We start from the raw sequence: 16,842 nt of genomic DNA on the forward strand, positions 1-16,842 counted from the left end.
GTCACCGCCGGTTGCTCGTGGCGGCGGGTCGTACCGTCCACCGCCAGTCCGGGAACTCGGTTTCGATGCGGCGGATCCGCTCCGCCGACAATCGGCCTTTGCGGTAGTCGGCGCGGCGCGTGGCGACCCAGGTACCGATAGGGAACCCGTCGATCACATCCCGCTGAGGGACTTGGCTGGTGCCGTGGGCGGCAACGTAGCGGCGCAGGTGGGACAGTCCGGTCTCGAATGCGGCCGCGAAGGCTTCGTCCTGCGGCAGCCACTGCCAGTCCGGGAACTCGGACTCCAGACGCGCGATCCGCTCGGCCGACAGTCGGCCTCTGCGGTAGTCGGCGCGCCGGGACGCGACCCAGGTGCCGATCTCGAAACCGTTGACCACATCGCCTTCTCCGGCGTTGCTCGTGCCGTGGACGGCGACATACCTGCGCAGATGGGTCACGCCGACGTCGAACATCGCCTCACGCACATTCCACACCCAGCCGGGGAACTCGGTGTCGAGGCGGCGGATCCGCTCGGGCGACAGCTGGCCCCGCCGGTACTCGGCACGGCGGTTGACGACCCACTGACCGATCGCGAACCCGTCGATCGTCGCGCCGCGGGGAGGTGAGCTGGAACCATGCATGGCGACGTAGCGGTGCAGGTGGGCGATCCCGGTGTCGAAGAGACGGTCGTAGGCACTACCACGGCTGGTCGAGCCAGCCTCATCCTCGCTCGGCGTTGCGGCACAGCCTGTTTCAGGTCGGTCTATGCGGGGGTCCACTTGAGTCCGAGGAGGGTCAGGGCGCGGGCCAGGTGTGGATCCGCGGCGTCGATGGGGCAGTGGTCGACCACGTCGATGTGGGGGCTGATGTCGGGGTCGGCGGCGCGTTCGTAGAGCGCCCACATGCGTAGCTGGTCGCCGTGGCGGGAGTCGAACTCGATCCCGTCGACTGCTGCCTGTCCGTGGTCGGTGAGGGCGTAGAGCCAACGGGAGATGGCTTGGGTGAGGCCGCGGGGCCGGCCGTCCCGCAACGCGGCGGTGTCGAGGTCATCGAGCCCGTAGCGGATCGCGAGCGGCCGAAACACCGTCCGCAGGGTGGCGAGGCTGTCCGGGTCGGCGGGCACCGCGAACCGTCCGGTCAGGGTGCCGTGGCCGAGCATCCGTGCCTCACACCACGATCGCGGGACGCACCCGGGCGGCAGCGTGGGATAGTCCTGCTCGTCTTCCTCGTCGACGACGATGTCGTCGAGCTCGGCGATCAGTTGCGGGCTGGGTCGGGCGAACGCGAGGACTTCGAGATAGCAGGCCAAGGGAGTGCCGGCGCAGTACAGAGTGCGCCACACCCCGTCGGGGTCATCCCAGCGGCCGGCGAAACGGCCGTCGGTGGCGTACTCCCACGGCGTCCACTCCCACGGACTCGGCGCGTACCCGACCCGATAGATGGGCGCGGCGACCTGGATGCTGGTGGTGATCGGACCGTGCGGGGTGCCGACCGTCGACGTGCGGGGTTGGTTCATCCCACCGCGGCGAACTGGCGGGCAGCGTTGAGCACCTGGGGGCCGACGTCGGCGAGCTCGCCGTCGCGCAGCAGCAACGCCGGCGCCCGGTCGTCGAGGACCGGGTTGAGGCCCTGGAACCACGCTTGGGCGACGGCGGGGGTGTCGCGTTCGGTGATCAGGCGGGCGGCGCGGTAGGCGATCCGGAGCCGTTCGACGTCGTCGGGGTTGGCGATGGTGCGGGTGCCCTCGGCCCACTGCCGTACCGCTCGGGTCTCGCTCACCCGCCCCAGGTAGGCCACGAGCTTCGCGCCGAGCAGATCGCGCAACGCAGCCACGAGTTCGGGCTGCGACATACGTGCCGCTTCGGCGTAGGCGGCCAGGTCTGGCCGGGGATGCGCTGCTGTCATGGTGATCACCTCTCGATCCCAGTATAGATCCCACGGTGTGTGACAGCTAGACGCCAGAAGTAATGCTCGCCGCGACCCGTTGGTGGTCGTGGTGAGGACTTCGGGTGGGTGGCCGACCGCTGCCAGCGACAGGCACACTAGGTGACCGTGACCAGCCGATTCGATGAGGGTATCGCCCATCTACATCGGTACGTCGCCGTGCACGGCACCAGCAACCCGCGCCAGCGGGACGTCATCGACGGCTTCCCGATAGGCCGGTGGGTCAACACCCGCCGCACCGACTACCGTCGTGGCGTCTTGCCCGCGGAGCGGATCGCGCAACTCGAATCCGAATTCCCCGACTGGCAATGGAAGACCAATGCCCGGACGACCTTCGCTGCCGGCGTGACCCACCTGCGTCGCTACGTCGCCCTCCACGGCACCAGCAACGCCCGCCGCCACGACGTCATCGACGGATTCCCGATCGGTACCTGGGTCGCCAGCCGCCGCGCCGAATACCGGGCCGGACAAATGCCACCTGGACACGCCCACCAGCTCGAAGCCGAGTTCCCCGACTGGCAGTGGACCCTGCGGGCTCGACCACCGTTCCACGTCGGCCTCGATCACCTGCACCGCTACGCCGCCGCACACGGCACCAGCTCACCGCCCCGCGATGCAACAATCGACGGATTCCCGATCGGCGCCTGGGTGGCCAAACGCCGCACCGAGTACCGACGACACCGACTCTCGTCCGACCGGATCACCCAGCTCGAAACCGAGTTCCCCGACTGGCAGTGGAACCTCCGATCCTCGCCCCGGCCGCCCGTGCCTCACGATCACGGCGCAGAGGGCTCTACGACTGCGTACTAGCCGCGCGGCGGATGGTCTAAGGCTCGAAGTACGTCAAGCAGTATCCAGCCGGTGTCGGCTTCGCGGCGAAGTACTCGACCTGTCCCTCTGTGCATTCCGGAGCCGCGGCCACCTTGGTCTCGACCTTGAAGTAGTTCGTACCGCCAGGGACCAGCGTCACCCTTGAACAGTCGACCTCGTTCACCTTGGTTAACGGATTTGGCACATCCGTTGGCGGTTCGGAGTAGCACAGCCCCTGCCGGTACACCGGGGCAAGGCACAGTACTTCCGCGATGCGCGGGCGGGCGCCGGCGTACGGGCGTTCCTCATACCAGAATGCGGCGTACTCAGTGCCACAACCGTTTCGGGTCTGCACCCGTTCCGCGACTGCATAATGAAACCCTCGGAAGCTGCAGTCGACGGTCTCGACCTCAAGCTCCCCGGCGAGTTCGCCTACCGTCAAACAGTCACCGACCTCCACTTCGGTGGTGTTGGCGACGTTGTTCTCGAAGTCGCTGGGGTCCTCGAGGGCCACGCTCACCGCGATCATCAAGGCCAGCACCGTCGCGAACCCCAAGAACCCGGCGAGCAACCATAATCCCTTGCGGCCCTTATTCGGTGGCCGACCACCGGGATGCGGCGGGTACACACCTCCCGGATAGGGCGCAGGCGCGCCGTACGGGACTCCCTGTCCCGGAAAGCCGGCGTTCGGCGGATGCTGCCCGGGCTGTCCGGGCGGGCCCTGGAACCCGTAACCGGGATGGCCAGGACCAGGTGGCGGCATGGTCACGCGCGTAGCCTAACCCGCCGCAAGCGGTCGGTCGCCAGGGACTTCACAGCGCGAAAACTGACGTACTCCCGGACTCTTCGACTCGACGGTATACGGATAGTCCGCGGTCGCAGACCTTGAGGTGGACAGTTACGGGTACTGTTTGCGATAGGTTCTCTGCTGCAGATCCCTGCTGGTTGCCGTCGGCGCGGGTCTGCTGAGAACCGCACGTTCACAATCAAATCGAAAGGTTGACTGATGCCGTCCAGTCACTCTCGCTCCACGCTGCCCACCCGCAGCCTCCGCACCCATCTCCTGGCCGCCAGTTCGGCGCTTGTCGTTGGATGCGCATCCATCCTCGGCGCCGGCGCTGCCGCCGCCGGGACCTCCCAAAATGGGTACCCTCTCATCACTCAGGCCCAAACCACCCAATGGGCCGTTAACGGGGTCAATTTCTGGACCGCCCCCGGTAAGCCCACCGAACTGCTCCGCGAGTTCGTCACCTGGTTCGACGCCAACGTCGAGCCCATCACTCTCGGCAACGGTGACGACTGGTCATGGGCCGAACCGGCACTCGTCCCGCCGACGAATACGGCCTACTCCAACCACGGCAGCGGCACCGCCGTGGATCTCAACCTCGAAATTCATGGCGGGCAGGGCTTCTCGGGCACCTTCACCCCCGAGCAGACCGGCAAGATTCGCGCCAAGCTAGCCAGCACGGGCGGTCAAATCGTTTGGGGCGGAGAATGGTCCAGCCTCCCTGACGATCCGCACTTCGAAGTGAGGTAACGGCCAGCGCAGCATTGAGCGTTGCTGGCGCCGATCTCGTCAGAACTAGACACCTGCTCGGGTGCCGATCGGGTTCGTCCGATGACAAGCACTGCGTCGTAGCCGATGTCGCCCGCCCCGTACGCGGTCGACGAGGGTGAGCATCGACGCATCGACGGTCACTACAGGCGCCCACCTTTCGGCAGCTTATGAAACCAATCACGTTGTGTAGCGATCACACACACTCCAAGAAGAGGTCACTATGGACATCACGAAGAAGAGAATGCGCGCCTCAGTGGTCGCCTGTGCCGTCGCCGCCGCCGGAATCGGTGCGTCCGTGGTCGTCGGCGGGCTCGCTGCGTCACCCGCGCAGGCGACCACCTACACCTACACAGGTTTCGTGGAATGCGACGCGTGGCGCAACACGGTCCTCGCGCAAAACTCGAGCCTGGGCGCAACGGCCTGCGCGCGGGGTTTCAAGGGCTGGCAGTTCGACACCTACCAGGCTCCGACGAAACAGCCGCAGCTCACCTGGTGATCTCCTGCCCGACTGTGTATTGCGCCCCGCCAACCGCATCAGTTGGCGGGGCGCGGTCGTACGGCGTCCTACTCCCAAACCCCAGCCGCTCGAGACGTCTTCAAATGCATAGGGGAGTGGGGCTGTCGGTGCGCTGGCCGTCGATGGTGGCCCATCCAGTGACACAGAGTCGGTCGGTGGGGTTGTCGCGGATGAGGAGAGTGCTGAACGCCGAGTGGGTGTCGGGTTCGGTGGCTAGCTGGCGCGATGGTCCGGAGGGGTCTGCATTGCGGTAGATGGTGACCGACAAGATGTTGTTGGTGTCGGCGCCGGCCAAGCGGGTGATCCGCCCCCACCCGGCGTCGCAGCTCGGAGAGAAGATCAACTCGAGCAAGAAGGCTGGGTTGTCGGTGCTGTTCGCGGCAGGGCGCGCGTCCGCCACGCAGTCGGTCGCGATGGGGTTGTCCCCGGTGCGAACAGCAGGCGGCGATGGTGTCGACATATGGCGGGTGATGAAGAAGGTGGCCGCGTTGCTGCCGATCAGCACAGCGACAATCGCAACGACGAGCAACCACCGCCGCTGTCGCCAGCCTGGGTAGCCGCCGGTAGTCGATAGCTCTGTTGGTGCGAGCGGAGACGGGGCCGCAGACGGGGTGAGATCGGCGAGACGTTGCTGCCAGTCAGCCACCTCGGCCGGGTCGTCTGTCAACGCCATCACCATGGCGGTCAGCGTGCGCGGCGTGGGCAGCGGCCGATCAGCGCGAGTCGCGTCATTCAGCGTGGTCTTGCCCACTGTCAGGTGAGGATGACGTCGGGCCACAGTCTTCTCCAACGCTTCGAAGCTGGAGTTCGGATGACGTTTACGGAACGCGTTGAGTTCGGTCTTGAACGCTGCCACGGCCGCGCGGTATTCGTCGTCTGGGTCCGATGAGGCAGGGGGCTGGTCGGAGAGTTCGTCGTCCGCCGATGACGTCATCGCCACATCACATAGTCCTTCCACGGTGCACGTTGGGTGTCGGTCATTCGATCTGACCGTCCAGGCTCGGCTGCGGCAACCGAACCGGACTGGACGACGAGCGCAGATCATCCGAGCTTGTCCGTCCAGGTGCGGACGGGCGGCCGGACGCCTCAGATCGAGAGGGCATACACCCATCCACACCCCGAACGGAGCACGCACATGTCATCGAAAGCACCCTCCCCTCTGGGGCCGCGGCGTATCCTCTCGCCTACGGTCACCATCGTAATTTCCCTGCTCCTAGGGTTGGCGATGACCTTCGCCGCCAGCTCCCCGGCCATGGCCCAGCCTTCCGCGACCCCGCCCGCATCAACGGCGCCCGCGACAGAGCTGGCCCCCGCCCACGCGCAGCCGAGTCCGCTGCTGGCCGACTCAGGTCGCCACCAGGTGAGTGTCGCCGGTGACACTGCACGCTTCGCCGGCTGCCTGGGCGGATTCGGAGTCGCTGCCGCCCCGATCGTCATCGGCTTCACCTTCGGCGGCCCCTCGGGCGCGATCTCGGCGGCCAAAGCGTGGATTCCGCGGCTCGGCCCCGTCGGGGCTGGAGTGATGAAGTGGTGCATGCAAGCCATCTTCGGAATCCGCATGTAGCCCTGCCCCCGGACACCCGCGCCGTGCGACCACCCGCCATGAACGGGGTGGCCGTACGGCGCGCGGCCGTAGTACCTGGCGAGACCGAACAGCAGGACTTCATCCTCGTTGTCGACGACGGTGCCGAGCGATGGCCGGCCCGCCGCGCTCGTTCGCGCGAAACGATGGGCCGCGGGATAGTTATGACATGGGTATGGCCAAGCACATGATGGAGCAGGGTTGGTCCTACTCTGACGCTGTTGTCTGTTCGCAGTGCCTCGACGACCCGATCCTCAAGCAGTCGGTCCATCACGCCGCTGACACCTCGGTCGGACCGTGCACGTTCTGCGGTCGGCGACCCGCGGCGTCGCTCGACGTCGTCCTGGAGCTGGTCGTCGACGGCCTGAGGACTGAGTACACCGACCCGATCAACGAGGCGTACTACGACTCCAGCGAAGGCGGGTATCAGGCCGCGATGCAGGACACCGAGGAACTGCTCTACGAGAACGACGTCAGCAGCGATCACGCCGTCATTGAGGAGATCGCGCGCAGCGTCCACACCACCGAGTGGTGCGACCGCGATCTCGCCATGCCCCCGGTGGGCATGGGCCTGGCGTGGAGCTGGAACCGGTTTCGCGAGGAGGTACGGACGCGGCGCCGCTACACGTTCCTGTTGCCCGATCCTGCCGAGGAAGACGAGCCGGGGATGCATCTGGTGCACGAGGTTCCCGCCGCCGTCACCAGAGCCGTCCAACTCGCCGATCTGGTCATCGACCAACCCGCCGGTGGCACCTGGTGGCGTGCGCGGGTCGGCAACGCCGGGGAGACGTTCGCGACCGCCTCCGACATTGGTCCACCGCCGTCGGAGTACGCGCGTAGCAACCGTATGACGGCGGCGGGGATCAGTGCGCTCTACGGCGCCTCGACGCGTGCCGGTGCCGTCGGGGAGGTGAGCAAGTATGCCGATCCCGGAAGCGGGCTCAGCGTCGGCGAGTTCGCGCTCCACCGTGGAGTGCGGGTACTCGATCTGCGTACCCCGCCGCCCGTTCCGTCCCTGTTCAACGCAGCGGACCGGGACCGGAGGCCGGCGACTGTGTTTCTGCGGGAGTTCATCAAGTCCATCGGTGAACCCACCCGCCCCGGTGGCTCCGATGACGTCACCTACATCCCGACCCAGATCATCACCGAGTTCCTGCGCTACGGCCTCCCACATGGTCCCGTCGACGGCATCCTGTGGCGGTCAACAGCAGTCGATGATGTCGACTGCTGCGTGCTGTTCGTGACCCCAGAGGAGTGTGCGGACCGCGGGAACGAGACACCGGACACCCGGCTCGTACTCGACCACCGGACGATCATTCATCAAGCAGTCTGACGACCGAATCGCGCGCAGACCCAACGAACGTCGGCTCCAATCATGCCCACTGACATGTTGTTGAACGGGTCGCGATGACCTGTGCCGCAATCACAGTCGTATGCGGTGCTACCGCAGCGGCCCTCAACAACGGACGCAGCACGACGTTGGTGTACGGCGCTGTGGTGCTTTGTCCGGGAGCGGCCGTATGCTTCCTTATTGCGCGGGCTCGCATTCCCGAGGCTCAGGACATTCGTGCCCTCGGCTTCGACGAGGGTGCCGGCGAGTAGTGGGTGTGGCGATGATTGAGTTACGGTGGATCGCCCGCTGGCCGGAGTTGTTCTCAGGTCTCACCGACCTCCAGGTCCGTGGAGTCGTGCAGGCGATCGACAACAACCTTCTCAACGGCTGGGATCATCCGCAACGTGACGACATCGAGTTCTCCACGCTCTACAGACTGGCCGACCACTTCGGCGTTCCGGTCTCGGACTTGTTGGCGGAGTAGAAAACGACGGTAGGGAGAGATGGCCGAGTGCTTTTTCTGCGGAACTGATGCCAAGCTCACCCGCGCGCACCTGTTCCATAAGGACATCCGCGCAGCGCTTCCGAATGAGTCCACGGAGGTGACTCTGGCGGCGTCGAGCATCGCTGGGGGGCTCGTACAAGACCTCATTTACACAGGTGATGTTCGTGAAATGAACGTCAAAAAGCTGTGTGGCCCCTGCAATCGACTCTGGATGGAACCGATCGAGAGGGCTGTTGGTCCTATCATCAAAGCCCTCATGGGAGGACACGGCGCTCCGCCCCCGAAAGACCTTTTCCGGCTGGCCCACTGGGCGACGATCGTCGGCGCACTCGCAACGCAGACAGGCCCGAGGTTCGACGTACCGGTCGAGCACCGTCGCCAGATCAGGTTCACGAGAACAGGGCAGCCTCGAGACTTCGGAACGCACCTCATCCTGACCCTAGATACCTACCCGGGCACACAGTTCGACTTCATGCGCTTCGAGACCGAGCCCGGCTCGACCGACGGAGGGGTGTCGTGGTTCAGCGCGCTGCACGCCGGACCGGTGGTGATCATCTCCGCCGAGTTCAGGGTCAACACGATGATCGCCCGCGAGCTGCACTACAGCGGCTTCGAGAGCTACCTCGGCGCGGTGTCGAGCAACCTCGCCTGCATTCCCCCCGCGATCCGCAACGGGCGAGCACTGGTCCCTGGGCTCAAGTTTCCCACCCACTTCGCGGTCCAGGAGATGTATCGAAGTCTCGTCGGCCCCAACGTGTCCTACGTCGACACCGCCCACGGAGGCTCACTGGTGTCAATGGACACCAAGACGTGGACGCACCCACAACCGTTCGACTACGACGGGACCCTTGTCGATATGCGATCCCAGCTCGATTTGAGCTACCTGGATGGCGTGTTCGAGGCGTAATGCCGACGGCCGTCGACGCACCGGCCCCGTTGCTATTATTGCTGCATGGCGGCACGGGTTTCGAAGTTGCGGGCGGTGGCTACGGATCAGTTCGGCTTGTTGGGGTCACGGTAGTAATGGCGCAAAAAACAACGAAGTTCGCGTAGTGCCTGGTCAGCGGGTAGACGGACGCTCTTGTTGGTGGCCGCTATCGGTGGCTGCGGTCGGGGCCGATGAGGCTGGTGATGCCGCGCATGGCTGCCGGTGAGGGTTTGAAGTAGCGGCGTAGGTTCTCGGGTTTGCGGTGGCGGGACTTGGCCATCAGCTCCACCAGGCTGGCACCGGCCTCGCCGAGATGCGTCAGGCCGGAATGCCGAAGTTCGTGCAGATCCCAACCGGTGCCGGGCCCATTCGTCGCGGTGGCGGCATCCAGCACGGCGCGGGCCTGGCCGTAGGACAGCCGGGCCAGCCCGGTGTCGGGGCAGATGTCCCGGTCGGCGGCGGCCTTTCCGGGGCCCGGTCGGCGGTGGGTGACGAACAGCGGTCCGCGGGTGCGGCCCTTGGTGAGGCGTGGCAGGAGCCGGGCGGTGCCCGCGTCCCAGTACACGAGCTCGTGCGCGTACTCGTGGTAGGTGGCACCGCGGCGGCGGGTGCGGGGCTTGGCGCCCTTGGACTTCACCGGGCAACACCGCCCGGCCAGATCGAGGTCCTCGATGTTGACCTGGAGCAGTTCCTCGGTGCGGGCGCAGGTTTCGTAGAGCATCCGCCACAGCGTCTTCTCCCGGAGGTCGATGTCGCGGCGGGCGATGAGCCGGTCGATCGCGGTGCGCGAGTGCACCGGGGTGGTGGAGTCCGGTGGAGTGGAGCGTTTCACCCAGGCCGGGACCGCCGGGGCGGTGTGGCCGTGCTCGCGGCACCACGCCAGCCACGACGCGACCGCGGCGCGGCGGGCGTTCCAGGTGTTGACTGCTGAGGAGCCCCACAGGGTTTCGAGGGTTTCACCGATCTCATCGTCGGCGACGTCGGCCAGCCGCCGGGTCTCGCCGAGCGTGGCGGTGGTCTTGTCGACGGCGATGCCGTAGGCGCGGCGGGTGTTCGGGGAGCCGATCGAGTCGAGGAAGCTGTCGCCGGCGGCGCGGACGGTGATCCCGGACGGCACGGTGGTACCTCCCTCACTGGGCTTGCCGCAGATAACAGGTCCGCGTCGCGCACCGCCGGAGCGGAGTCGGCGCAGGCCGGATGTCATGATGCTACAGATAACAGGGTGTTATCCGTGGCAGTCGGAAAATGGCCTCACCCGAGTACCGGGCGATGCTCATGGGGTGTCTATGCGCCGATTTCGCGGTGGACGCCGCCGGCGGCGGTGTTGACCGCTTCGGCGAGGGTGGGGTGGATGTGGATGGCTTGGGCGAGTTGGGTGTAGGTGGCGCCGGTGGTCATGGCGATGACGGCCTCGTGAACGAGGTTCCCGCCGTCGGGTCCGGCGATGTGGCAGCCGAGGATACGGTCGGTGGCGGCGTCGGCGACGAATTTGACCAGGCCGCGGGTGTTGCCGATGGCGCGGGCTTTCACGACGCCGGTGAAGTCCTGGCGCCCGACGACGACGTCGTAGCCGGCGGCGCGGGCGGCAGGTTCGGTGAGCCCGACGGCGCCGACTTCGGGGTCGGTGAACACCGCGTGAGGCACGATGCGCCCGGTTGTGGTGCGGTCCTGGCTTCGGAATATGGTGCGGTAGACGATGTCGGCGTCGTCGCGGGCGGTGTGGGTGAACATGGGCCCGCCGCGCAGATCGCCGAGCGCCCAAACATTTTCGGCGTCGGTGCGCAGGGAGGCGTCGACGGTGAGGAAGCCCTGTGGGTCGGGTTCGAGACCGAGGTACTCGAGGCCGAGATTGTCGCTGTTGGGGGTGCGTCCTGTCGCGATCAGCAGGTGGCTGCCGGTGATGTCGTCGGCTTCGCTGCCGGTGCAGCCGAGCCGGATGTTCCCGGTGGTGCCGGTGGCCGCGGTGCAGGTGGTGCCGGTGAGCACGGTGATGCCGTCGGCGGTCATGCCCTCTCTGACGGCGGCGGAGATGTCGGGGTCCTCGCCGGGGAGCAGCCGGTCGGCGCGTTGGATGAGGGTGACCTCGGAGCCGAATCGCCGGAACATTTGGGCGAACTCGCAGCCGACGTAGCCTCCGCCGACGACGAGCAGATGTGAGGGCAGGTCGGTGAGGTCCAGCAGGGTGCGGGAAGTGAAGTAGGGGACGGTGTCGAGGCCGTCGATGGCGGGGATGGTGCTGCGGGTGCCGGTGACCAGCAAGATCCGGTCGGTGGTCAGGTCGGTGCCGTCGACGGTGAGTGTGCGGGGTGCGGTGAAATGTCCTGTGGCGTGGTAGAAGTCGAGGTCCGTTGATTTCTCGACGGTGCGGTAGGAGCCCGCGCGGATGGAGTCGACGATGGTGTTCTTGCGGTCGACCACGGCGGCCAAATCGACGGTGACCGGTCCGGGTAGGCGGACCCCGAATTCGGCGGCGCGGCGCGCCTGGTGCGCCACGGCGGCGGAGGCGATCATGGTCTTGGTGGGGATGCAGCCGCGGTTGAGGCAGGTCCCGCCGAGCAGTTCTTTCTCCACGAACGCGACGCGGCCGTGCCGGGCCGCGCGCAGCGCGAGCGGCAGGCCGGCCATGCCGCCGCCGAGTACCAGGGTGTCGTAGCGTTCGCTCATGTGCTCGGTGCCTTTCCTCGATCGAATCGCTCTGGAAGGGGTACGGCAGTCGACCGGTCGGCGCGGTCAGCGCGCGTGTTTCTCCTCGATTGTGGCGGGTGCGGGGGCGCAGCAGTCGTTGTCGGGGGTGGCGTCGCGGTGTCGGGCCCGGGTGTTGCGGGCAACGACGGTGGCGGCAAGCGTGGCGGCCACGGCCGCCACGGCGAGAATGATGACCGTGCCGGTGTGGTTTTGAATCCAGATGCTCACCGCGGCGGACCAGGCGGTGGAGCCCATCGCGGCACCACCGGTACTGCCGATAGCGGCGGGCCACCAATACCAGACGAGGTAGGCGCCGGTAGCGACGAGCACGACGGCGGTGATGCGGGTGCCGTGGCGGGCGAGCACCGCGAGGTAGCGGGTGGCAGCGGTGCCCGCCGCGGCGGTGGCGAGGCTGACCAGCAGCAAGACCGTCGCGGCCCCGGCGGCGTAGACGGCGAACACCACCAGCAGCGCTGCCCATCCGGCGGTGGCCTGGGCTTGGGCGATCACGGCGAGCAGCACCCCGAAGGTGCACGACAGCGACGCGGCCGCATAGCCGGCACCGGCGGCCACCATACCGGTGGTGGTCATCGATGCGCGGGGCGGGCGCTGAGCGCGGCGGGGCAGGCGCAGGCCAAGGCCACGGCCGGTGAGCATGACCAGCCCGAGCACCGCCAGCGCCGCGCCGACGGCCAGGCCGAGGCGGGGGCCGCGGCGATGAGCGCGCGGGCGCCGGCGCTGACGGCCAGGCCCGCCGCGGCGAGGGTGCCCGCGAATCCGAGGGTGAGCGCGGTCCCGGCGCGCAGGGCGCGCGCCATGCGGACCGGGAACGCGTCGGTGGTGGTGTCGCCGAGGGTGTGGGTGATCCAGGCGGGCAGCAGCGCGAATCCGCACGGGTTGACCGGGGCGAGCATCCCGGCGGTGAACGCCAGCGCCAGCAGTCCGCCCATCACGCCGCTCCCGCGTCGCGCAGTGCGGTGGTGATCTGGTCGGCGGACGGGTCGGTGGCGCGGTAGGTGACCTTGCCCGCCGGATCGACCACGACCAGCGTCGAGAGCGACGCCACCGAGAGTCGTGTGGTGAGGGTGGCGCCGGTGTCGATCACGGCGGGCAGCGCCTGGGTGCCGGTGAAGTCCTGGAACCCGGCCACCGTCTGCGCGGATTCACCCGGATCCATGTCGACCAGCACGAACGACGCCTTGTCGCCGAGTTGTCCGGCCGCCTGCGCCACCGATTTCGCGCCGCCCACGCATTCGCCGCAGCCGACGGAGAAGAAGAACAACGCGGTCGGCTTGTCACCGGGCACGCTGATGGAGGTGCCGGTGACGGTGTCGACCTGCACCGGCGCCACCGGATCCTGCGCCGTCGTGTCGGTCGAGGTGCACCCGGTGAGGGCCAGGGCTGCGGACAGCGCCAGCGCGGCGGCGGCGAGGGCGGGGCGGCGAAAGCGTGGCAGAGTGGCCATTCGAGGACAGTGGCCTTTCGTGCGGGGGGCGAGGGAGTGTCAGCGCGGTCTCGCGACCGCTCATCGGGGTGTCAGAGTTCGAGACGGTCATGCCGGGGTTTCCGTCCGGTCGCGGTCGGCCGGAGCCGACCGAGGGGATCCGGGTCGGGGCGGACAACACCCCGTGGCCTTACGGGCGCGGCGCCGCAGGGTGTAGCCGACGGCGGCGGCCACGACCAGCACGCCTGCGGCAAGCAGCCACGGGCTGGTCAAGACACCGCCGAGACCGGCGAGCACGCCGCCGGCGATCAGGGCGGGACCGGCGCAGCAGGCGACCATCACCAGCACGCCACCGGCCACTGCGAGCAGACCACCGAACCCGCCCGAGTCGTTGTCGGGTGTGTTCATCGCCTTGTTGTCGGGTGTGTTCATCGCCGCCCACTACCGTCCGCGGCGGGGATGCGCGGGCAGCAGCCCAGCGCGGCGGAGTTGTCGGCCGCCAGCGACCGCGCCAGCATCACCAGGTCAGCTACCCGCGGATCACCCACGGAGTACCGCAGTTTCTTCCCGTCGCGGCGCGCGAGGACATACCCGCAGTCGGCCAGGCAGGACAGGTGTACCGACACCCGGGGCTGCGAGATGCCGGCGTGTTCGACGCAGTCGGCGGAGGTGCGCTCCCCGGCGAGGATGAATTCGAGGAGCTTGAGCCGGGTCGGATCCGACAGGGCGCGAAAAAACTTCGCCGTCGTATCCAGATGCGTACACGCCGACTCGGCACCGGGCACGGTGACAGTGGCGGTGGTGGACCGGGCCATGGGATCGCCTCCACGAGACTTGAACTATTCGGATAAACGCATAATATGGTTCCGGTAGATATTCGTCAACACGAATAGCAGCCGTTGTCGGTTCAGCGGTTGCCCGACCAGGAGGCACCCTCGTGACCTTGACAGATTCCCGCGCCGATCTGGCGATCATCGGTTCCGGCTCGGCGGCGTTCGCCGCCGCCATCGCCGCGGTCAACCTCGGCAAACGGGTGGTGATGGTGGAGCGCGGGACGGTCGGGGGCACGTGCGTGAACGTCGGGTGTGTGCCCTCGAAGGCGCTGCTGGCCGCCGCCGAGGCCCGCCACGCCGCCGAGGCGGCGGGCCGGTTCCCCGGGCTCACCCCCGCCGAGGTGCCGCTGGATTTCCCCGCCCTGATCGCGGGCAAGGACGCGCTGGTCGGGCAGCTGCAGGCGGAGAAGTATGTCGACCTGGCCGCCGACTACGGGTGGGAGATCGTCTCCGGCACCGCGGTGTTCGACGGCAGCGCCGAGGCACCCGTGCTGCGGGTCGCGCGCGCCGAGGGCGGTGTACGGGTGATCGAGGCCGACCAGTATCTGATCGCCACCGGTGCCGCGCCCTGGGCTCCGCCGATCGACGGCCTCGTTGAGGCCGGGTATCTGACCTCGACCACCGCCATGGACCTCCAGCAGCTGCCGGAGTCGCTGATCGTGGTGGGTGCGGGCTATGTGGGGCTCGAGCAGGCCCAGCTGTTCGCCCGCCTGGGCAGCAAGGTCACGGTGATCGCGCGTAGCCGGCTGACCTCGGGTGAGGAACCGGAAATCTCGGCCGCGCTCGAGGCCGTCTTCGCCCACGAGCGCATCGACGTGCTCACCGCCGCCACCGTCGAGAAGGTCCTCGCCGACGACGGGCACAAGGTGGTGACCGTGCGCACCGGCGGCGGCGCCAGCACCGAGCTGCGGGCCGAGCAGGTGCTGATGGCCACCGGCCGCCGCCCCAACACCGCCGGGCTGGGCCTGGATGCGGTCGGCGTCGCCGTCGACGAGCGGGGCGCGGTCGTGGTCGACGACCGCCAGCGCAGCAGCAATCCGCGCATCTGGGCGGCCGGGGACGTGGCCGGGGATCCGCAGTTCGTGTACGTGGCCGCCGCGCAGGGCACCCTGGTCGCCGACAACGCCCTGGCCGGTGCCGATCGCGTCCTGGACTACACCACGGTGCCGCGCGTGACGTTCACCAGCCCCGCGATCGCCTCGGTCGGACTGACCGACGCGCAAGCCGCCGCGGCCGGGCTGGCCTGCCAGTGCCGGGTGCTGGGGTTGTCGAGCGTGCCGCGGGCGCTGGTCAACCGGGACACCCGCGGCCTGGTCAAGATCGTCGCCGAAGCCGGCACCGGCCGGATCATGGGCGTGCACGCCCTCAGCGACGGCGCCGGGGACCTGATCACCGCCGCCACCTATGCGATGACCGCGGGTCTGACCGTCGACCGGCTCGCCCACACCTGGGCGCCGTACCTGACCATGGCCGAAGCGCTGAAACTGACCGCGCAGACTTTCACCACCGACGTCACCAAACTGTCCTGCTGCGCAGGCTGACGCCGTCGGACGGGAGGCAGTGATGAACGGACACATGACGATCGGGGACCTCTCGGCCCGCACCGGGGTGCCGGTGAAGGCGCTGCGCGAGTACACCGACCTCGGCCTGATCTACACCCTGGGCCGCAGCCCGGCCGGCTACCGCCTCTACACCGACGACGCGGAGTGGTGCGTGCGGTTCATCGGCGAGCTGCGCGGCCTCGGGCTCACCATCGCCGAGATCTGCCAGCTCACCTCCACCGACCGTGACGACCACGGCCGTTCGGTCGGCGCCCATCTCGCCGAGCTGCTGCAGCGGTCGCGGCAGCGGCTGCGCCCGATGCCGAGCAGATCCTCGACCGCATCGACGCCTTCGAAACCGCACACCGTGCGCATCTGGCCACCGACGACCTGTGCTGGGCCGGTGACCCGTGCGGATGCGAGCTACGGGCTTGACCCTCACCCCGGGGACAGACCCTACCGTCGGCACCGTCACTGTCCGATCGCCCTCGAGGAGTCCGATCCCATGAGTACCGACAACCTCACTGCCGACGTTTTCGCCAAGATCCTGCCCGCCGGCCGGGACCGGGCGCTGATGCGCGCCGCGCTGCGGCTGCTCGCCCACGGCACCCCGGTCACCGTCACCGAACTCGCCGCCGCCGCGGGAGTGCCCGACCTCGACCCCGCGCAGACGCCGATCGGCGCCGACGTCGAATACGACGAGGCCGGCCGGATCGTCGGCTGGGGCCTGACCCTCAACCCGACCCCGCACCGGTTCAGCGTCGGTGGCCACCAGCTCTACACCTGGTGTGCCCCCGACACCCTCATCTTCCCCGCCGTCATCGGCGCACCCGCCTGCATCGAATCCGACTGCCCGATCACGGGCACCACCGTGCGCCTGACCATCGACCCCGTCACCGGGGTCAGCGACCTGGAACCGGCCACCGCGATGGTGGCCTTCGTCGACCCCGACCGGATCCAGCCCGGTCACCTCCGCGCCACCTGCTGCAACCCGCAGATGTTCCTCGCCACCTCCGACGCCGCCCACCACTGGCAGGCGAAATTCCCAGGCATGACGGTGCTGCCGGTCACCGACGCCTACCACCAGCTCGCCCGCCCCCTCGCCGACGCGATCACCGACCCGACCACGACCACCGGAACCAGCGCCTGCTGCTAGATCGCGCCGCCGCCGATCCGGGCCG

At 68.1% G+C, this 16,842-nt stretch carries 21 protein-coding genes; 9 read left to right on the forward strand and 12 right to left on the reverse strand.

Features of this window, described 5'->3' with window-relative positions; translation table 11 throughout:
* Position 1 precedes the first annotated feature (1 nt).
* From ACIGKQ_RS18075 to ACIGKQ_RS18085, 3 genes are read right to left on the reverse strand one after another with little or no spacing between them, the layout of a single operon-like run.
* Complete coding sequence (locus ACIGKQ_RS18075; RefSeq protein WP_075862419.1) at positions 2-760, reverse strand: helicase associated domain-containing protein; 759 nt, start codon at positions 758-760, stop codon at positions 2-4.
* Positions 745-1,497 carry an RES domain-containing protein gene (locus tag ACIGKQ_RS18080; RefSeq protein WP_075862418.1) on the reverse strand — a complete coding sequence of 251 codons (753 nt, stop codon included), beginning with the start codon at positions 1,495-1,497 and terminating at the stop codon, positions 745-747. The genes ACIGKQ_RS18075 and ACIGKQ_RS18080 overlap by 16 nt, the downstream gene beginning before the upstream one ends.
* Positions 1,494-1,886: a hypothetical protein gene (locus ACIGKQ_RS18085; RefSeq protein ID WP_058253264.1), complete on the reverse strand. Its 393-nt coding sequence runs from the start codon at positions 1,884-1,886 to the stop codon at positions 1,494-1,496. The genes ACIGKQ_RS18080 and ACIGKQ_RS18085 overlap by 4 nt, the downstream gene beginning before the upstream one ends.
* Before the next feature lie 147 nt (positions 1,887-2,033).
* Between ACIGKQ_RS18085 and ACIGKQ_RS18090 the strand changes: the two genes are divergently transcribed.
* A complete protein-coding gene (locus ACIGKQ_RS18090) occupies positions 2,034-2,735 on the forward strand; it encodes a helicase associated domain-containing protein (protein ID WP_084813131.1) in 702 nt (233 codons plus the stop codon).
* A gap of 16 nt (positions 2,736-2,751) precedes the next feature.
* Here the strand turns inward: ACIGKQ_RS18090 and ACIGKQ_RS18095 are convergent, their stop codons facing one another.
* Complete coding sequence (locus tag ACIGKQ_RS18095) at positions 2,752-3,306, reverse strand: hypothetical protein (RefSeq protein WP_084813121.1); 555 nt, start codon at positions 3,304-3,306, stop codon at positions 2,752-2,754.
* A gap of 435 nt (positions 3,307-3,741) precedes the next feature.
* Here ACIGKQ_RS18095 and ACIGKQ_RS18100 point away from each other — a divergent pair, with 435 nt between their 5' ends.
* A complete protein-coding gene (locus tag ACIGKQ_RS18100; protein ID WP_075862415.1) occupies positions 3,742-4,272 on the forward strand; it encodes a M15 family metallopeptidase in 531 nt (176 codons plus the stop codon).
* Between the two features lie 241 nt (positions 4,273-4,513).
* Complete coding sequence (locus ACIGKQ_RS18105; protein WP_075862414.1) at positions 4,514-4,789, forward strand: hypothetical protein; 276 nt, start codon at positions 4,514-4,516, stop codon at positions 4,787-4,789.
* 100 nt (positions 4,790-4,889) lie between these two features.
* Here the strand turns inward: ACIGKQ_RS18105 and ACIGKQ_RS18110 are convergent, their stop codons facing one another.
* The gene (locus ACIGKQ_RS18110) at positions 4,890-5,744 is read right to left on the reverse strand and encodes a DUF2690 domain-containing protein (RefSeq protein WP_158037435.1); all 855 of its coding nucleotides are present in this window, start codon (positions 5,742-5,744) and stop codon (positions 4,890-4,892) included.
* Between the two features lie 291 nt (positions 5,745-6,035).
* Between ACIGKQ_RS18110 and ACIGKQ_RS18115 the strand changes: the two genes are divergently transcribed.
* From ACIGKQ_RS18115 to ACIGKQ_RS18130, 4 genes are all read left to right on the forward strand, one after another.
* A complete protein-coding gene (locus ACIGKQ_RS18115; RefSeq protein ID WP_262338805.1) occupies positions 6,036-6,374 on the forward strand; it encodes a hypothetical protein in 339 nt (112 codons plus the stop codon).
* A 187-nt stretch (positions 6,375-6,561) separates the two neighbouring features.
* A complete protein-coding gene (locus tag ACIGKQ_RS18120; protein WP_075862411.1) occupies positions 6,562-7,725 on the forward strand; it encodes a HEPN-associated N-terminal domain-containing protein in 1,164 nt (387 codons plus the stop codon).
* Positions 7,726-8,005: 280 nt separating this feature from the next.
* Positions 8,006-8,209, forward strand: a complete 204-nt coding sequence (locus ACIGKQ_RS18125) for a hypothetical protein (RefSeq protein ID WP_075862493.1) — start codon at positions 8,006-8,008, stop codon at positions 8,207-8,209.
* A 19-nt stretch (positions 8,210-8,228) separates the two neighbouring features.
* The gene (locus ACIGKQ_RS18130) at positions 8,229-9,137 is read left to right on the forward strand and encodes a hypothetical protein (protein ID WP_075862410.1); all 909 of its coding nucleotides are present in this window, start codon (positions 8,229-8,231) and stop codon (positions 9,135-9,137) included.
* Positions 9,138-9,324: 187 nt separating this feature from the next.
* On the opposite strand, the gene ACIGKQ_RS18135 is transcribed toward ACIGKQ_RS18130, so the two are convergent.
* From ACIGKQ_RS18135 to ACIGKQ_RS18165, 7 genes are all read right to left on the reverse strand, one after another.
* A complete protein-coding gene (locus ACIGKQ_RS18135; RefSeq protein WP_005195278.1) occupies positions 9,325-10,275 on the reverse strand; it encodes a site-specific integrase in 951 nt (316 codons plus the stop codon).
* Between the two features lie 167 nt (positions 10,276-10,442).
* Positions 10,443-11,822, reverse strand: a complete 1,380-nt coding sequence (locus ACIGKQ_RS18140) for an NAD(P)/FAD-dependent oxidoreductase (protein WP_075862409.1) — start codon at positions 11,820-11,822, stop codon at positions 10,443-10,445.
* 66 nt (positions 11,823-11,888) lie between these two features.
* The gene (locus tag ACIGKQ_RS18145; RefSeq protein ID WP_235194085.1) at positions 11,889-12,434 is read right to left on the reverse strand and encodes a cytochrome C biosynthesis protein; all 546 of its coding nucleotides are present in this window, start codon (positions 12,432-12,434) and stop codon (positions 11,889-11,891) included.
* The gene (locus tag ACIGKQ_RS18150; protein ID WP_235194086.1) at positions 12,431-12,793 is read right to left on the reverse strand and encodes a hypothetical protein; all 363 of its coding nucleotides are present in this window, start codon (positions 12,791-12,793) and stop codon (positions 12,431-12,433) included. The genes ACIGKQ_RS18145 and ACIGKQ_RS18150 overlap by 4 nt, the downstream gene beginning before the upstream one ends.
* Positions 12,793-13,308 (reverse strand): hypothetical protein, encoded by a 516-nt coding sequence (locus tag ACIGKQ_RS18155; protein ID WP_005180213.1) that lies wholly within the window; start codon positions 13,306-13,308, stop codon positions 12,793-12,795. The genes ACIGKQ_RS18150 and ACIGKQ_RS18155 overlap by 1 nt, the downstream gene beginning before the upstream one ends.
* Positions 13,309-13,395: 87 nt before the next feature.
* Positions 13,396-13,719, reverse strand: coding sequence for a hypothetical protein (locus ACIGKQ_RS18160; RefSeq protein ID WP_005180211.1), 324 nt, complete (start codon positions 13,717-13,719; stop codon positions 13,396-13,398).
* Positions 13,716-14,102: a helix-turn-helix transcriptional regulator gene (locus tag ACIGKQ_RS18165; RefSeq protein WP_004018626.1), complete on the reverse strand. Its 387-nt coding sequence runs from the start codon at positions 14,100-14,102 to the stop codon at positions 13,716-13,718. Before ACIGKQ_RS18165 ends, ACIGKQ_RS18160 begins: the two co-directional genes overlap by 4 nt.
* 122 nt (positions 14,103-14,224) lie before the next feature.
* Between ACIGKQ_RS18165 and merA the strand changes: the two genes are divergently transcribed.
* On the forward strand, positions 14,225-15,661 hold the full coding sequence (gene merA, locus ACIGKQ_RS18170; protein ID WP_005195274.1) for a mercury(II) reductase: 1,437 nt from the start codon (positions 14,225-14,227) through the stop codon (positions 15,659-15,661).
* Positions 15,662-15,695: 34 nt separating this feature from the next.
* Entirely contained in the window at positions 15,696-16,817 is a 1,122-nt protein-coding gene (gene merB, locus ACIGKQ_RS18175; protein WP_017681707.1) for an organomercurial lyase MerB, read from the forward strand.
* Positions 16,818-16,842: the final 25 nt, after the last annotated feature.

Source organism: Gordonia sp. NPDC062954 (assembly GCF_044543825.1).
In the GTDB taxonomy this organism is placed as follows: domain Bacteria; phylum Actinomycetota; class Actinomycetes; order Mycobacteriales; family Mycobacteriaceae; genus Gordonia; species Gordonia tangerina.

Bases quoted from the DNA above. Each gene is read 5' to 3' on its own strand.
- ACIGKQ_RS18080 (WP_075862418.1), bottom strand. From the start codon at position 1,497: ATGAACCAACCCCGCACGTCGACGGTCGGCACCCCGCACGGTCCGATC.
- ACIGKQ_RS18085 (WP_058253264.1), bottom strand. From the start codon at position 1,886: ATGACAGCAGCGCATCCCCGGCCAGACCTGGCCGCCTACGCCGAAGCG.
- ACIGKQ_RS18100 (WP_075862415.1), top strand. From the start codon at position 3,742: ATGCCGTCCAGTCACTCTCGCTCCACGCTGCCCACCCGCAGCCTCCGC.
- ACIGKQ_RS18105 (WP_075862414.1), top strand. From the start codon at position 4,514: ATGGACATCACGAAGAAGAGAATGCGCGCCTCAGTGGTCGCCTGTGCC.
- ACIGKQ_RS18110 (WP_158037435.1), bottom strand. From the start codon at position 5,744: ATGACGTCATCGGCGGACGACGAACTCTCCGACCAGCCCCCTGCCTCA.
- ACIGKQ_RS18115 (WP_262338805.1), top strand. From the start codon at position 6,036: ATGACCTTCGCCGCCAGCTCCCCGGCCATGGCCCAGCCTTCCGCGACC.
- ACIGKQ_RS18120 (WP_075862411.1), top strand. From the start codon at position 6,562: ATGGGTATGGCCAAGCACATGATGGAGCAGGGTTGGTCCTACTCTGAC.
- ACIGKQ_RS18125 (WP_075862493.1), top strand. From the start codon at position 8,006: ATGATTGAGTTACGGTGGATCGCCCGCTGGCCGGAGTTGTTCTCAGGT.
- ACIGKQ_RS18130 (WP_075862410.1), top strand. From the start codon at position 8,229: ATGGCCGAGTGCTTTTTCTGCGGAACTGATGCCAAGCTCACCCGCGCG.
- ACIGKQ_RS18140 (WP_075862409.1), bottom strand. From the start codon at position 11,822: ATGAGCGAACGCTACGACACCCTGGTACTCGGCGGCGGCATGGCCGGC.
- ACIGKQ_RS18145 (WP_235194085.1), bottom strand. From the start codon at position 12,434: ATGACCACCACCGGTATGGTGGCCGCCGGTGCCGGCTATGCGGCCGCG.
- ACIGKQ_RS18150 (WP_235194086.1), bottom strand. From the start codon at position 12,793: ATGGGCGGACTGCTGGCGCTGGCGTTCACCGCCGGGATGCTCGCCCCG.
- ACIGKQ_RS18155 (WP_005180213.1), bottom strand. From the start codon at position 13,308: ATGGCCACTCTGCCACGCTTTCGCCGCCCCGCCCTCGCCGCCGCCGCG.
- ACIGKQ_RS18160 (WP_005180211.1), bottom strand. From the start codon at position 13,719: ATGAACACACCCGACAACAAGGCGATGAACACACCCGACAACGACTCG.
- ACIGKQ_RS18165 (WP_004018626.1), bottom strand. From the start codon at position 14,102: ATGGCCCGGTCCACCACCGCCACTGTCACCGTGCCCGGTGCCGAGTCG.
- merB (WP_017681707.1), top strand. From the start codon at position 15,696: ATGACGATCGGGGACCTCTCGGCCCGCACCGGGGTGCCGGTGAAGGCG.